The 15,708-nt window shown below is 58.5% G+C and carries 9 protein-coding genes; 5 read left to right on the forward strand and 4 right to left on the reverse strand.

Going from position 1 to position 15,708, the window contains the following annotated elements:
- Window positions 1–4 precede the first annotated feature (4 nt).
- Window positions 5–907: a LysR family transcriptional regulator gene (locus tag QLG07_RS03065; RefSeq protein ID WP_187497523.1), complete on the reverse strand. Its 903-nt coding sequence runs from the start codon at window positions 905–907 to the stop codon at window positions 5–7.
- 108 nt (window positions 908–1,015) lie between these two features.
- On the opposite strand from QLG07_RS03065, the gene QLG07_RS03070 reads away from it, so the two are divergent.
- From QLG07_RS03070 to QLG07_RS03080, 3 genes are all read left to right on the forward strand, one after another.
- Complete coding sequence (locus QLG07_RS03070; RefSeq protein ID WP_062818492.1) at window positions 1,016–1,444, forward strand: CidA/LrgA family protein; 429 nt, start codon at window positions 1,016–1,018, stop codon at window positions 1,442–1,444.
- On the forward strand, window positions 1,437–2,135 hold the full coding sequence (locus tag QLG07_RS03075; RefSeq protein WP_048917537.1) for an LrgB family protein: 699 nt from the start codon (window positions 1,437–1,439) through the stop codon (window positions 2,133–2,135). The genes QLG07_RS03070 and QLG07_RS03075 overlap by 8 nt, the downstream gene beginning before the upstream one ends.
- 140 nt (window positions 2,136–2,275) lie before the next feature.
- Window positions 2,276–2,821 (forward strand): YfaZ family outer membrane protein, encoded by a 546-nt coding sequence (locus tag QLG07_RS03080; RefSeq protein WP_048917536.1) that lies wholly within the window; start codon window positions 2,276–2,278, stop codon window positions 2,819–2,821.
- A gap of 229 nt (window positions 2,822–3,050) precedes the next feature.
- On the opposite strand, the gene actP is transcribed toward QLG07_RS03080, so the two are convergent.
- From actP to acs, 3 genes are all read right to left on the reverse strand, one after another.
- Window positions 3,051–4,709 carry a cation/acetate symporter ActP gene (gene actP, locus QLG07_RS03085; RefSeq protein ID WP_062818491.1) on the reverse strand — a complete coding sequence of 553 codons (1,659 nt, stop codon included), beginning with the start codon at window positions 4,707–4,709 and terminating at the stop codon, window positions 3,051–3,053.
- Window positions 4,706–5,017 carry a DUF485 domain-containing protein gene (locus tag QLG07_RS03090; protein ID WP_048917534.1) on the reverse strand — a complete coding sequence of 104 codons (312 nt, stop codon included), beginning with the start codon at window positions 5,015–5,017 and terminating at the stop codon, window positions 4,706–4,708. Before QLG07_RS03090 ends, actP begins: the two co-directional genes overlap by 4 nt.
- 141 nt (window positions 5,018–5,158) lie before the next feature.
- Window positions 5,159–7,114 carry an acetate--CoA ligase gene (gene acs, locus QLG07_RS03095; protein WP_282468444.1) on the reverse strand — a complete coding sequence of 652 codons (1,956 nt, stop codon included), beginning with the start codon at window positions 7,112–7,114 and terminating at the stop codon, window positions 5,159–5,161.
- 520 nt (window positions 7,115–7,634) lie between these two features.
- On the opposite strand from acs, the gene gltP reads away from it, so the two are divergent.
- Together gltP and QLG07_RS03105 are read left to right on the forward strand one after the other, a co-directional pair.
- Window positions 7,635–8,939, forward strand: coding sequence for a glutamate/aspartate:proton symporter GltP (gene gltP / locus QLG07_RS03100; protein WP_048917532.1), 1,305 nt, complete (start codon window positions 7,635–7,637; stop codon window positions 8,937–8,939).
- 541 nt (window positions 8,940–9,480) lie between these two features.
- Complete coding sequence (locus tag QLG07_RS03105) at window positions 9,481–15,555, forward strand: autotransporter outer membrane beta-barrel domain-containing protein (protein ID WP_282468445.1); 6,075 nt, start codon at window positions 9,481–9,483, stop codon at window positions 15,553–15,555.
- Window positions 15,556–15,708 lie beyond the last annotated feature (153 nt).

The following is a 15,708-nucleotide window of genomic DNA, read 5'->3' on the forward strand; positions in this document are numbered from 1 at the left end:
GGGGTTACAACGATAACCGCGGCGCTTCTCCCGGCCAGAACTCGCGGCAGCAGGTGATCCACGCCTGGGCGCTGCGCGACAGATAGCTGCCTTCCCGCCAGATCAAGCCCAGTTTCCACACCAGCTCCGACTCCAGCGGCAGCCACAGCAGCTGGCTTTTATCCAGCCGCTGACAGATTGGCTCCGGCAGGATCGCCACCCCCATTCCCGCCTGCACCATTGCCGCCAGAAAATCCCACTGCCCGCTGCGCACCGCAATCTGTGGGGTAAAGCCGCTGGCCTGGAAGGCGCGCATCAGCTGGCGATTGAGCGAGAACTCTTCGTTATAAATCAGGATCGGCAGCCCGGCCAGCTCGCTGATCGGCAGATGACTGCGGCGCAGCCACTGCTCGGTGCGCGGCACCAGTACGCACAGCGGGTGGCTCATCAGCGCCAGCGAGTTTAGCGGCAAATCGTCGGCTACCGGCAGCGCGGTCATGGCGATATCAAGGCTGCCAGACAGCACCGCCTGCTGCACCGTCAGGCCGCCAAATTCGGAAATTTTCAGCTTCACCCCAGGATAGCGCTGGCGAAAGGCCGAAATGGAACCGGCAATCTGCATCCCGACCATGGGCGGAATGCCGAGGCGCAGCTCGCCGGTTTTCAGCTCGTTAATATCGCTGATCTCCGCTTCCAGCTGCTTAAACTCCTGCAGGATGGTCAGCCCGCGCTGATACACCGCCTGGCCGGTATCGGTCAGATGCAGTTTGCGGCCCTCGCGGATCAGCAGCGTACAGCCCAGCTCGTCTTCCAGCTGGCGCAGCATCTTACTGATCGTCGGCTGAGTGACGTACAGCTGCTCGGCTGCGCGGGTAAAGCTCTGCTGGCGAACCACTTCCACAAAGTAGCGCAGGGCGCGAACGTCCATAATCATTCCTGTCTGGCATAGTTTGAATAATATTAAGTCATTTTTTTCACCCTTTGTTACCGCTTTATAATGTTTGCAGTAAAAACAATTGGCGATGGGGTAAACATCATGGCGCTGGCAATAAGCCCGCAGAGAACGGGCTGGCTGCACAGGTTACAGGTTCCGCTACAGGTGATGCTGTACATTGGGCTATTTGTTTTTTCAGAACAGCTAGTTATCTGGTTCCATTTGCCGCTTCCGGCCAATATCGTCGGCATGTTACTGCTGCTGACGCTGATTATCTGCCGCGTGATGCCGCTCGGCTGGGTGAAGGCCGGGGCCAGCTGGCTGCTGGCGGAAATGCTGCTGTTTTTTGTTCCTGCGGTGGTGGCGGTGGTTAATTACGCCGAGCTGCTGCGTCTTGAGGGCTGGCGCATTCTGCTGGTGATTGGCCTCAGCACGCTGCTGGTGCTGGCGGCGACCTCGCTGGTGGTCGAGCGGGTTTATCGTTTTGAAATCTGGCTGGCGCAGCGCAAACAGGAGAAACGCGATGCGTGATTTGCTGCTGAGTATCGCCTGCCTGCTGGCCACGCTGCTGGTTTACTTCCTCAACAAACGCCTGTACCGCCGCTGGCACCGACTGCTGATGATGCCGCTGGTGATGACGCCAATGGTGCTGGTGGCGCTGCTGCTGGTGACGCATATCTCCTGGCAGGATTACATTGGCGAGAGCCGCTGGCTGCTGTGGCTGCTCGGCCCGGCCACCCTGGCGTTTGCCGTGCCGGTGTATGAGAACCTGGCGATTATCCGCCGCCACTGGCTGTCGCTCAGCGCCGGGGTGATCACCGCCACTACCGTCGCGGTGTGCAGCTCGGTGTGGCTGGCGCGCCTGCTGACGCTGCCGGAGGAGATCCAGCGCAGCCTGGCAGTGCGCTCCATCACCACACCGTTTGCGCTGGCGGCGGCGAAACAGCTCGGCGGGCAGCCGGATCTGGTGGCGCTGTTCGTGGTGATCACCGGGGTATTTGGTATGGCGGTCGGTGACCTGCTGTTTCTGCGCCTGGCGATCAAGCAGGGGCTGGCAAAAGGTGCCGGGTTTGGCGCGGCATCGCACGGGGCGGGAACGGCACGCGCCTATGAGATCGGCCAGCAGGAGGGGGTGGTTTCCAGCCTGGTGATGATGCTGTCAGGCGTGGTGACCGTGGTTATTGCCCCGGCGATTGGCCATGTTATGTGGGCGGTTGCCTGAAACATTCACTTGCGCGATGTTTTGTAATGTTACTCAAATTCATCTCAATTGGTTTCTTTCTCATATAAATCCGTATTGGGTTGGTTTACTCTGCACAGCCGCCGCATTTCGGCGTGAGTAAAATTAATCAGGAGAAAAAAATGAAAAGAGTGGCAATGACAACGGGCGCACTGGCGCTGCTGGCGCTGGCAGGCTCTGCTCAGGCTATCGAAGGTGGCGTGAATGTGGGCAAAAATTACACTGACGTACACGTAGGCCTGGGGACTAACTCACCTGGTTTTGCCCTTTCCGGTGACTGGTTGCGCAGCGATCACGACGGTAACGTTGAAAGCCTGGGTCTGGGCTACAACGTCGCGGTCGGTGATGTGTTCCTGTCACCTACCGTGAAAGCCATGTCCACCAACCCGAAAGACACCAAAGATGGCTACGGTATTGCTATCGGTGGCGGCGTGAAGGTTCCGGTTACCAATATGTTCAACGTATACGGTGAATATTTCTGGTCGCCGGATTCGTTCTCCAGCCATATCGACAACTACCAGGAAGCGTCAGCGGGCGTGAGCTTCCAGCCGATTTCGCTGGTTGATGTCAGCGTGGGTTACAAATACATGACGATGAACGGTAAAGATGGCCGTAAAGACAACGTGGTGGCCGATGGCCCATACGTTGGCGCCGCAGTGCATTTCTAATCTTTAACGGCGCGGGCGGACCGAAAAAAAGGGTCCGCCCCTACGGGTCCGTTGTCGGGGCCGACCGAAAAAAGGGTCCGCCCCTACGGGTTCGTTGTCGGGCGGACCGAAAAAAAGGGTCCGCCCCTACGGGTCCGTTATGGGGGCCGACCGAAAAAAAGGGTCCGCCCCTATGGATCCGTTGTAGGGGCCGACCGCTTTTTCTGGTCGGCCCTTTTCAATGCCGCAGTTAATGTCCTTTCCCACCCTCAATGCCAATACCGGTCTGCGAACGCACAAACTGTGCGCGGAAGCGCAGGCGCTCCTGCGCGCCGGATGCCGAGTGATCGGTGATGGAGAACAGCCACGTCCCGATAAACGCCACCAGCATTGAGAACAGCGCCGGATACTCATACGGGAAGATCGCTTTGGCGTGCCCCAGCACCTGCACCCACACTGTCGGGCCGAGGATCATCAGCAGCACCGCCGTCAGCAGCCCCAGCCAGCCGCCAATCATCGCGCCGCGCGTGGTCAGCTTCGACCAGTACATCGACAGCAGGATAATCGGGAAGTTACAGCTGGCCGCGATGGAGAACGCCAGGCCGACCATAAAGGCGATGTTCTGCTTCTCAAACATTATCCCCAGCAGAATCGCCACCACGCCCAGGATCACCACGGTAATCTTCGAGACGCGCAGCTCCTCTTTCTCACTCGCCTGGCCCTGACGGAACACGCTGGCGTAGAGATCGTGCGAAACGGCAGAAGCGCCTGCCAGCGTCAGCCCGGCGACCACCGCCAGGATAGTGGCAAACGCCACGGCGGAGATAAAGCCAAGGAACAGGCTGCCGCCCACCGCATCGGCCAGATGCACCGCCGCCATGTTATTACCGCCAATCAGCGCCCCGGTGGCATCTTTAAACGCCGGGTTAGCCCCGACCAGCAGGATGGCGCCGAAGCCGATAATAAAGGTCAGGAAGTAGAAGTAGCCCATAAAGCCGGTGGCGTAGAACACGCTTTTACGCGCCTCGCGCGCGTCGCTGACGGTGAAGAAGCGCATCAGGATATGCGGCAGGCCGGCGGTACCAAACATCAACCCGAGGCCGAGCGACAGCGCGGATATCGGGTCATGTACCAGCCCGCCGGGGCTCATAATCGCAATGCCTTTCGGGTGCACCTTCATTGCTTCGGTAAACAGCGTGTTAAAGCTGAAGCCAACGGTCTTCATCACCATAATTGCCATAAAGCTGGCGCCGAACAGCAGCAGCACGGCTTTAATAATCTGCACCCAGGTGGTGGCGAGCATGCCGCCAAACAGCACATACATCACCATCAGAATACCGACCAGCACCACGGCAACGTGATAGTCGAGGCCGAAAAGCAGCTGGATAAGTTTGCCCGCGCCGACCATCTGCGCAATCAGGTACAGCGCCACCACCACCAGCGAGCCGCAGGCCGACAGTACGCGGATCGGCTTCTGCTTCAGGCGGTAAGAGGCGACGTCGGCAAAGGTATAGCGCCCGAGGTTGCGCAGGCGTTCGGCAATCAGGAACAGGATAATTGGCCAGCCGACGAGGAAGCCGAGCGAGTAGATCAGCCCGTCATAGCCGGAGGTGTAAACCAGCGCGGAGATCCCGAGGAAAGAGGCCGCCGACATAAAGTCCCCGGCCATCGCCAGCCCGTTCTGGAAGCCGGTGATATTGCCGCCTGCGGTATAATAATCGCTGCGTGAACGGGTGCGTTTGGACGCCCAGTAAGTGATGCCAAGCGTAAAGGCGACGAATATCAGAAACATGATAATCGCTTCGACGTTGGTCGGCTGGCGCTCAACCGCCCCGCTGATAGCATCGGCCGCCAGCACGCCGCCCGGCAGTAACACCGCCAGAGCCGGTAACAGATATCGTGATTTCATCCCTTCACCTCTTTCAGCAGTTCACGGGTCAGGCGATCGAATTCACCATTCGCGCGCCAGACATACACACCGGTCAACAGGAAGGAGATGACAATTAAGCCAACGCCTATGGGAATGCCGCGCGTCACATTGGTGCCTTGGTGCAGCGGCGTACCCAGCCACGCGGGCGCGAAGGCAATCAGTAAAATAAAGCCGACGTAAAGCACCAGCATAATTATCGACAGCAGGGTGGCAAAGCTCTGGCGTTTTCTCACCAGCTCTTTAAAGCGTGCGCTTTTTTCTATTCTTTCATATAAGACATCGTTCATTGCAGCATCTCCAGAGGTAGAGAGGGTGAGTATTTTTTTTATAACTTCACGGTGCTGAAAATTAAGACGTAATACGGCAGGGCTGCTCTGTGGCAGTTAGGATTGAGAGAATAATGGGGGCGCTGAGAGGCCCCCACGGAGTTATGGCATTTTAATGGACTGCTTCTCTTCGAGTAATTTCTCCACCACGCCTGGATCGGCGAGAGTTGAGGTATCGCCGAGGTTGCTGGTATCACCGGCGGCAATTTTGCGCAAAATGCGGCGCATAATTTTCCCCGAGCGGGTTTTAGGCAGTGAGTCGGTCCAGTGCAGCACGTCCGGCGTGGCAATCGGGCCGATCTCTTTACGTACCCAGTTACGTACTTCGCTATACAGCTCCGGCGACGGCTCTTCGCCGCTGTTCAGCGTGATATAGGCATAAATCGCCTGGCCCTTCAGCCCGTGTGGAATACCGACCACGGCGGCCTCGGCGATTTTCGGATGGGAGACCAGCGCAGATTCAATCTCCGCGGTGCCCAGGCGGTGGCCGGAGACATTCAGTACGTCATCCACGCGCCCGGTGATCCAGTAATAGCCATCTTCATCACGGCGCGCGCCGTCGCCGCTGAAGTACATATTTTTAAAGGTGGAGAAGTAGGTCTGCTCAAAGCGCTCGTGATCGCCAAACAGCGTGCGCGCCTGACCCGGCCAGGAGTCGACAATCGCCAGGTTGCCTTCGGTCGCGCCCTCCAGCACGTTGCCTTCGTTATCCACCAGCGCGGGCTGGACGCCGAAGAACGGATGGGTCGCCGAGCCGGGTTTCAGCGCGGTGGCACCCGGCAGCGGGGTGATCATAAAGCCGCCGGTTTCGGTTTGCCACCAGGTGTCAGAGATAGGGCAGTTGCCGTTACCTATTTTCTTGTGGAACCACTCCCAGGCTTCCGGGTTGATTGGCTCACCGACGGAGCCGAGAATGCGCAGGCTGGAGCGGTCGGTGCCCTCAATGGCTCTGTCGCCCTCTGCCATGAGTGCACGCACGGCGGTCGGCGCAGTGTAGAGAATGGTGACCTTATGTTTGTCCACCACTTCGGCCATCCGGCTCGGTTTCGGCCAGTTTGGCACCCCTTCAAACATCAGGGTGGTGGCACCACACGCCAGCGGGCCGTACAGCAGGTAGCTGTGACCGGTGACCCAGCCAACATCGGCGGTACACCAGTAGACATCTTCCGGATGGTAATCAAACACGTATTTAAAGGTGGTGGCTGCGTACACCAGGTAGCCGCCGGTGGTGTGCAGCACGCCTTTCGGCTTGCCGGTGGAACCCGAGGTGTAGAGGATAAACAGCGGGTCCTCGGCGTTCATCTCTTCCGGCTGGTGGTGGGCGCTGGCTTTGTTCATCAGCTCGTGCCACCAGAGATCGCGATCGCCGTTCCAGCCGACATCTTTGCTGGTGCGTTTAAACACCACCACTTTACCTACGCTGGTGACAGCGGGGTTAGCCAGCGCGTCGTCGACGTTCTTCTTCAGCGGGATGCTGCGCCCGGCGCGCACGCCCTCATCGGCGGTGATCACCAGGCGGGCGTTACTGTCGATAATCCGGCCAGAGACGGCTTCCGGCGAGAAGCCACCGAAGATCACCGAGTGCACCGCGCCAATGCGCGCGCAGGCCAGCATCGCCACGGCCGCTTCCGGCACCATGGGCATGTAAATCGCCACGACATCGCCTTTGTTGATGCCGAGCTCTTTCAGGGTGTTGGCAAAGCGGCACACGTCGCGGTGCAGCTCACGGTAGCTAATGGTTTTGCTTTCGCTGGCGTCATCACCTTCCCAGATGATGGCCGGATGGTCGCCGCGCGTTTGCAGATGGCGATCAAGGCAGTTAGCGGCAAGGTTTAGCGTGCCGTCCTCATACCAGCGAATGGAAATATTGCCGGGGGCGAAAGAGGTGTTCTTCACCGTGCGGTAGGGTTTGATCCAGTCAAGTATCTTGCCTTGCTCACCCCAGAATGCGTCTGGGTCCTGTACCGACTGCTGATACATCGACTGGTACTGCTGGGCATTAATCAGGGTGTTTTCCGCGATGTTCGCGGGCACCGGGTATACGTGTGATTGGCTCATGGCTGGTCTCCTTGAAGATGTTAATAATATGTCAATCAATGGTTAAGTGAAGATGCGCGTTTGGCTTTGTTTTCTTTTTGCGCGGCAGATCACGTCATAACGGAATGTAATGAAATGGCAATATCACTTTGCTCAAAAGAGAAGAGGCGATGCTAACAATCTTAGAAAAACGCCCGCTAAGGTGCGCAAAAAAAGCGCAACCAGACCATTTCGTTGTTACGGGTAATTGTTCACTTTTTGCATGTCTATGCTATTTGCCCTAAGAATATTACCTTTTATAACAAAGGTTTATTTTAAGTGGCTACAGCCAGTGCTTTATCCTGTCTACTGAGCATTAAATAGACACATCTCGCGTAGGGTTGCATTCTTACCGCTGAAAATGGTACTGATTACGCGCCTGCAAAACAGGAATCAACCATCCATTACCTGCGAATTGCCCGATCCCGGTCATCCTCCTTCGAGTGTTATTCACTCCGCATGCAGTACGCGGAAAGCAGGTTTTGTTAAGGAAAAATACAATATGAAAGCTGTAAAATTCAGCCTCGCCTGGCAAATTCTGGTGGCGTTGGTACTGGGGATCACCGTCGGGGCGATACTGCATAACCAGCCGGAAAACCGTGAATGGTTAGTCACTAACGTACTCACGCCGGCTGGGGATATCTTTATCCACCTGATTAAAATGATCGTGGTGCCTATCGTCATTTCCACGCTGATTGTCGGCATTGCCGGCGTCGGGGATGCGAAAAAACTGGGGCGTATTGGCGTTAAAACCATCGTCTACTTCGAAGTGATTACCACCATTGCCATTGTGACAGGTATTACTCTGGCGAACGTGTTCCAACCCGGCTCCGGCATTGATATGTCGACGCTGGCAACGGTGGACATCTCTAAATATGAAGCGACCACGCAGCAGGTGCAGAGCGGCCCGCATAGCCTGGTGACCACTATCCTGTCGCTGATCCCGCAGAATATCTTCGCGGCGATTGCCAGGGGTGACATGCTGCCGATTATCTTCTTCTCGGTGCTGTTTGGCCTTGGACTCTCTTCACTGCCGTCTGAACACCGCGATCCGCTGGTGAAAGTGTTCCGCTCAACGTCAGAAGCGATGTTCAAAGTGACCCATATGATTATGCGTTATGCGCCTGTTGGGGTGTTTGCGCTGATCTCGGTGACGGTAGCAAACTTCGGTTTTGCCTCGCTGTGGCCGCTGGCAAAGCTGGTGATACTGGTGTATGCCGCTATCTTCTTCTTCGCGCTGGTGGTGCTGGGTGGGGTGGCGCGCTTCTGCGGTCTGCGCATCACCACGCTGATACGTATCCTCAAGGATGAGCTCATCCTCTCTTACTCCACGGCCAGCTCTGAAACCGTGCTGCCGCGTATCATGGAGAAGATGGAAGCCTACGGCGCGCCGAAGTCGATCACCAGCTTTGTGGTGCCGACCGGCTACTCGTTTAACCTGGACGGTTCGACGCTGTACCAAAGTATCGCCGCCATCTTTATCGCGCAGCTATACGGCATTGACTTGTCGCTGGGCGATGAGATCGTACTGGTGCTGACGCTGATGGTGACGTCAAAAGGGATTGCTGGCGTGCCGGGCGTCTCCTTCGTGGTGCTGCTGGCCACTCTTGGCAGCGTCGGAATTCCGCTGGAAGGCCTGGCGTTTATCGCTGGCGTTGACCGTATTCTCGATATGGCACGTACCGCGCTGAACGTGGTGGGCAACGCGCTGGCGGTGCTGGTGATTGCCAAGTGGGAAGATCAGTTTGATGCGAAGCAGGCGCTCGCCTATGAAGCACAGCTGAAAGCCCAGCCTACGGGCCAGTAAAAATCGCGGGCGGGTGATGCGTCACCTGCCCATTTTGCCTCCACTCTCCAGTTTAGCCCTGGATCCTACCTCACAAATCTCGCAAAAATTTCCGTAAGTTTGATTTAAGTGCCCTGGCGTTCAGTTCCGATCTGTGAAGCGGGCATCTCATACCGCAAGGTTACTATTACGATTTATCATCAGTAAGTTAGCTGAGAATTTTTCGCTGCTATTAGTGTCGCTGTTGGTAACACTATTTTATCTTTGCCGTGAATTTCATAAAAAAATTCAGAATAATGAGTTGCCAGAAAATAAATCAAAAACTATAGATGAATAGACATTATTATCAGCAAAAGTATTAATGAGACTAATTATTGATATTAGCGCCATTTATTTATAGAGATTCTATTTATCATTTATTTTATTTGAATATTTATCCTTGTTATTAACAGGTGCCTTTCTGGGGATGTCACTCCGCACGGATGGATGAGTCTGCTGCTTCCCAAGGCCCGGCAATAAACCCTGTATGGACTTAGGGGGACTGCATTCGCCCGGAGGAAATATGCGTTACAGATTAAATCCAGTATTGTCAGGCCTGCTCGCCACTTTTAGTATTCCTTTCGCTACTGCCGATGTGCTATCAATTTATTCCCCGCTAACGAACGATAATCTTGCTAACCGACAGGCGGTAATTAATGATGGTTCCGTCGGCGCTATTACCGGTAATCAACGCTTCCAGCCCGGAACCAATGGTGCAGTCAATACCACGCTGGGCTCATTACAAAGCGCCGGGCGTATTGTTAACGACAACGGGGCGATTGGTGCCGAGCGCCTCGATCCCGGCCCGCAGAATTTCGCGATAACCATCCCCGATGCGACCACCGGCGGCAACACCACTTTCCAGGTATATAACCCCGCCAGTCTGGTGGCGCAAACCCCGGTTGGCGCCAGCACTGCGGTACCGGATATCGTCAACGTGGGTGACGATCAGTACATCAATACCCGTATTGCCGATGTCACAAACGGCACGCTAAACGTCGATATTGGGCAGCGCGGGGCACGTTCGACCGCCGCGACCAATGGCTGGACCATGGCGGCCAAGCAGAGCACGCTGTTCAACGTTGACGGTACCACCAACAGCTCAACGGTAAACTGGAATTCGAACAACCGCATCACCTTTACCGGCGCAGCCGCAGACCCCACGGTGCCGCGCCAGTTCCAGGTCACCAACGTCGCTACCTACAAGGGCGCATTTAGCGTCACCACCCTTGATGGCAAAAGTAACGCGTTTAACGTCACCAGCGCTGCCGGGCTAAAAAGCTATAACGACTGGCTGATTACCCAGCTGAAAAGCGGAAATCTCAATACTGCCTCCTACCTGACCGAATTTAACAAAGCCTTCAGTAAAACCAACCAGAATATCGACTACACCATCAGCGCGGATGACCCGAACGATGACGTGGCGCAGGCGATTGGCGACCGGGTGGTGATCGGCGCCAGCGGGGCCAGTGCGCAGGTGAATATTGCGGCGGGCAGCACGCTGGAAGTGGTCGGCGCCAACGGCGGTGCCATTCGCGCCACCGACGGGGCGACCGTGACAAATAACGGTAAAGTCTCCAGCTCCGGCGGGCTGGGCTCCGACAGCGCGGCGCTGAGCCTGAATACCGGCAGCCGCGGCACCAACTCCGCTACCGGGGTGATCAACGGCGGCTTTTACAATCGCGTCGACGGTACCGGAGTCGGGGCAACCGGCTATAACTCGAATGGCGTTAACGTGGCGGGGGGCAGCACCTTCGACAATGCCGGGATTGTCAACTTCGCCAGCGGCGGCAACCCGGCGGGCGGCTCGACGGCGGCGATTAATCTGACCTCTGCCACGGCGACCAACAGCGGCAACATCAACGTCGGCGTTAATGGCTCCAGCGCCAGCGGCACCACCAGCGGCGTGGCGGTGGATACCGGCTCTGATTTTACCAACGCCCGCGGCGGGACGATCTACCTGGGTCGCGGCCCGCAGAACAGCCTGGGTGAAGAGACAGCAGAAACCGCGCTGAATCAAAGTGGGACCACCAGCGGCATTTCGGTCAGCGGCAACGGCAGCGCCATCAACCACGGTGAGATCATTATGGGTAGCAGGGTACAGAACGGCGCCGGCATGCTGGCCAGCGGCGGAGCTAACAGTACCCTGATTAACGATACCGACGGCGTGATTACCGTCAACGGCGCAGCGGCGGCTGTACCGCGGGAAAATATCGCCATGTCGGTGCTCAATGCGGGCAGCGGCGGCAATATTGAAAACCGCGGTACCATTAACCTCAACGGCGTCAACGCCACCGGGCTGAAGGTGCTGGCCACCAACGGCAATACGGCGGCAGCGCAGTCCAGCGGCACTATCAACGTTGCGGGCGGCGCGGATCCCGACAGCGGCACGCGCAACTTCGGCGTCTGGGCGGAAGGCCAGGGCAGCGGTACGGCCACGGCCAATGTCGATGGCCCGATCAATCTGACCGGTAACGGGGCCATTGGTGTCCATGCGCGCGGCAATGCGACGGTGCTGGTCAACAGCGACGCCGTACCGCGCTTCAGCCAGGGCAGCAATCAGATCGCCTTCTTCGCTTACGGCCCGAATGCCAGGATCGACGTGACCAATAATAACGCCTTTGACGTGACCACCAGCGGCTCGACCCTGTTCCGTCTGGAGCAGGGCGCGGACTTTGCCGGTAACAACCTGTCGCTAACCGCTTCCGGCGCTAACTCCGTCGGGGTGATGGGGACCGGAACGGGGGGCACCGAGATCAACACGCAGAACGCCAGCTTTGAGGTTTCCGGCAGTGGTGCCACCGCGGTCATTATTGAAGGGGGAGCGGTGGGAAATATTGATGCCGGAACCACCATCAACCTCAGCGGCGTTAATGCTGTCGGGGCGATTGCCGACGGGCAGAAACACACCCTGGCCGGGCGCACCAGCGGCAGCCCGGTGGCCAGCACCACGCTGACCTCGCAGGCTGCCCTCAGCTCCGGCCAGACCGGGCTAACCGGACTGATTGCCCGCAACCGGGCGCAGCTCACCAACGCCGGGAATATCACTTTCACCGGCGCCGGCTCCACCGGCATCCTGGTGGAGAGCGGGGCAACGGGTACCAACAGCGGCGATATCTCGGTGACCGATGGCGGCTTCGGCATGCGCGTCAACGGCAGCGGTAGCCAGGCGACCACGGCGAACAATAGCGGCACGATTAATGTGGAAGGCGGCTCGACCAGCCAGCGTACGCGCGGCGTCAGCGCGGCCGGCACCAGGGCGGTGGCAAACCTGACGGGGGCCATCAATATGAACGGACGCGGAGCGATAGGCGCCGAGGCGCTGAACGGCGCAACGGTTAACGTGGGTAGCGCTGCAACGCCCGCGTTTAATAATAGCGATCAGATCGCCTATCACGCCGCGGGCATCGGCTCAACCATCAACAGCAGTAGCGCAACCAGCAACGTCACCACCGATCTTTCCTCGCTGTACCGCATTGACGATGCCGCCGCGCTGAACTTTGGCGCGCCGGCCAATATTACCCTCAGCGGGGCAGGCAGCAGTGGCGTGATCGCCTCCGGCCCCGACAGCCTGTTTAATAGCGGCAGCAGCCAGTTCAACGTTAACGGCAACGGAGCGAATGCGCTGCGCGTCGAAGGCGGTGCCAGCGCCACGCTCGGCAGCGGCACCCGCGTGGCGCTCAACGGCGCCAGCAGCATTGGCGTGTTGGTGAATAATCTGCGTACCGACCTCAGCAATGCGCTGGATGGCAGTGCAGCGCCCACCCTGGTCACCAGCAGCGCCAGCGTGAGCGCAACAGGTGCCAACAGCATCGGCTATGACGTGGCCAACGGCGCCACGCTGGTTAACGACGGTGCGGTGAATATGAACGGCGCCAACAATATCGGTATCCGCACGCGCAGCGGCAGCAACATCACCAATAACGGCGTGGTGAATGTTGCCAACGGCACCGGGCTGGATATCAGCGGCAGCGGCACCACGCTGGCGAAAGGCGGTGAGATTAACGTGGCGGACGGCGTGGCCGGGGTGCGTATCAGCGCCGGCTCCAGCCTTGCGCTAAGCGGCAGCGACACGGTGATCGCTACCAACGGCAGCGCGCATGGCATTCTGCTCGACAGCGGGGCGGCGGCGCTGAATGCCAGCGATGCCACTATCAACGTTAACGGCGGCGGCAACGGTATTGAAAACCGCGTCGAGACGCGCAGCGTGACGCTAAATAACCTGACGGTCAACGTCGCCGACGGCAGCGGCCTGCGTACCGCCGTACCGTTCGATCCCGCCTCGACGGTGACCACTAACGTCAGCGGCAGCGGCACCGGGCTGAATTTCACCCAGGCCAACGGCAGCGCAACCACCAACGATTTGATCCTCGGCAGCGGCTATCAGTTTAACGTCAGCGGCGCGGTCGGCACCGGGATCCGCGCCAATACCACCGGAGCGGTGCAGTCGGCGGCCAACGTCAATATCACCAGCGCCAGCGGCGGTTCGGCCCTGGTAGCGGGCACCGCCAGCTCGGTGCTGAACACCGGGACGCTGGTCTCCGCCAGCACCCGTGCGCCGGTAGTGGATTTACGCGGCGGCACGGCGGTGTTTGAAAACCGTGGCACCATCACGCCAGGCTCGCCTGAGGGCGTGGCGGTGGCGGGCAGCAACGCCAACGATGTGGTGCTGCTGACTAACGGTGACGTGCTGGGGGATATCAATACCGGCGGCGGCACCGATGCACTTGAGTGGACCGGCGGTACGCTGAACGGCAGCCTGACGCTGGGCAATGGTGTGAATAACCGCGCCCTGATCCAGGGCGTTGACCTGGCGCAAACGCGTCACATCACTAACGGCGGAGCAACGGGCGGTGCGTTGACCTTTGACAATATCAGCGCGCGCGGTGGCTCGTTTAGCGCGGATGATATCAGTAAAGGCACCAACCTCGGCTCGGGCTGGAGCACCATTAACTTCAGTAACAGCCAGTGGACGCTGACCGATAATCTGCAGCTGGCGCACAGCACCGTCAATATCGACAGCGGCTCCACGCTGTATGCCGGGAACGGCGTTAATCCGGTGCTGGCAGGCGGCAGCAGCAACTCGCTGACGGTGAATAACGGCGGGCTGATTGACCTGACCAACGGCAGCGGATCGCCGGGCAACTCGCTGACGATTAACGGCAATCTCGCCTCTGCAGGCGGTTCGGTGAAAATAAATACCGAGCTCAACGCAGGCGGCGCGCTGAGCAATCAGTTCAGCGATAACCTGCGGGTGACCGGCAATGCCAGCGGCACCACGCTGCTGGATGTCACCCCCACCGCGCTCAGCACGGGGGCGCTGACCGACCTCGACCTCAGCAACTCAATTGAGAGTAATGAAGGGATTTCACTGGCGCAGGTGGCGGGTAATGCCAGCAGAGATAGCTTTGCGCTGAAGGATGGCTACCTGGCCGCCGGCCCCTGGAGCTACGGGCTGTACAGCTTCGCACCGGGCACCAGTGATGCCAGCCAGCGGCGCGTTGCCGGGGGCAGCGATAATCAGTTCTGGGACTATCGCCTGGCAAATAACTACGTCTGCGCAGGCGGTGCTGCCTGTCTGACCACCTTTAACAACTACCTCGCGCCGAATCAGGAGAGCCGCCCGGCGGTGGTGCCGCAGGTGCCTTCCTATATCTCTGCACCGGTCGGCCTGGCCTACTACACCGCGGCGATTATCGACGACCTGCATAAACGCCTTGGCGAGCTGCGCCACCAGCAGAGCCAGCAGGCGGGCGACAGCGGCGAGATGTTCGCGCGCTATATTGGCTCCAACCTGACCTGGAGCAGTAATAAGAGCTTTAAAGACTTCGGCTATGACTTCGACCTCGACTATAGCGCGCTGCAAATCGGCGGTAACCTGCTGCGGCTCGACGGCGAGAAAGACAGCCTGCGCGGGGGCCTGGCCTATACCCGCGGCAACACCCGCCTGCGCCCGGATGCGGCGGACGGTTACAGCTCCACCACCTTTGACAGCGACAGCCTGGCGCTCTATATGACCTGGCAGCGTGAAAGCGGCTTCTACCTGGATGGCGCACTGTCGTATGACTGGCACCGTGGCGAAACCGATATCCCGCGCCAGAAGGATGTGGCGAAGCTGAGAGGCAAAGGCTGGACGGCATCACTGGAGAGCGGCTACCCGTTTGAGTTTGATAACGGCGTGCGGCTGGAACCGCAGGCGCAGCTAATGTACATGCACCTGGGGATGGATGACTTCACCGATAAAGACCAGCTGACCGTGAAGTATGACAGCTACAACCAGACCATTGGCCGCCTCGGTGCGCGACTCGATCGCACCTGGACCGATGAGAGCAACCGTCAGTACACGCCTTACGTGCGCGCTAACTACTATCGCGGCTGGGGCGGTGAGTCAAAAACCCGCATTGGTGCGGAAAACCTCGACGTCAGTAACACCTTCAGCGGCGGCAACTTTGGCCAGATGTGGGAACTGGGCGTCGGTGGCACCACCACCTTTAAAAACGACGTCTCGCTGTATGCGGAAACTGACTACCGCAAGCAGATCGACGACAACGGGGCCAAGGGCTGGCGCTATAACGTCGGCGTGCGCTGGAACTTCTGATCGTCAGGCGGGCTGTATCACGCAGCCCGCCGTACTAAACATGCATCAGCAGTATTATAAACGTTGCCTTTAGAGTCAGCGCTGACTCAAAAGGCGTCTTAGCTGGCTCTTTTCCGCCTCTCCCCGCCAAAATGTCGTTATGCCGCAATATTG

This window comes from Erwinia sp. V90_4 (assembly GCF_029967685.1).
Classification (GTDB): domain Bacteria; phylum Pseudomonadota; class Gammaproteobacteria; order Enterobacterales; family Enterobacteriaceae; genus Erwinia; species Erwinia aphidicola.

Excerpts from the sequence above, each read along its gene's own strand:
- QLG07_RS03065 (WP_187497523.1), bottom strand. The coding sequence starts at position 907 with ATGGACGTTCGCGCCCTGCGCTACTTTGTGGAAGTGGTTCGCCAGCAG.
- QLG07_RS03070 (WP_062818492.1), top strand. The coding sequence starts at position 1,016 with ATGGCGCTGGCAATAAGCCCGCAGAGAACGGGCTGGCTGCACAGGTTA.
- QLG07_RS03075 (WP_048917537.1), top strand. The coding sequence starts at position 1,437 with ATGCGTGATTTGCTGCTGAGTATCGCCTGCCTGCTGGCCACGCTGCTG.
- QLG07_RS03080 (WP_048917536.1), top strand. The coding sequence starts at position 2,276 with ATGAAAAGAGTGGCAATGACAACGGGCGCACTGGCGCTGCTGGCGCTG.
- actP (WP_062818491.1), bottom strand. The coding sequence starts at position 4,709 with ATGAAATCACGATATCTGTTACCGGCTCTGGCGGTGTTACTGCCGGGC.
- QLG07_RS03090 (WP_048917534.1), bottom strand. The coding sequence starts at position 5,017 with ATGAACGATGTCTTATATGAAAGAATAGAAAAAAGCGCACGCTTTAAA.
- acs (WP_282468444.1), bottom strand. The coding sequence starts at position 7,114 with ATGAGCCAATCACACGTATACCCGGTGCCCGCGAACATCGCGGAAAAC.
- gltP (WP_048917532.1), top strand. The coding sequence starts at position 7,635 with ATGAAAGCTGTAAAATTCAGCCTCGCCTGGCAAATTCTGGTGGCGTTG.
- QLG07_RS03105 (WP_282468445.1), top strand. The coding sequence starts at position 9,481 with ATGCGTTACAGATTAAATCCAGTATTGTCAGGCCTGCTCGCCACTTTT.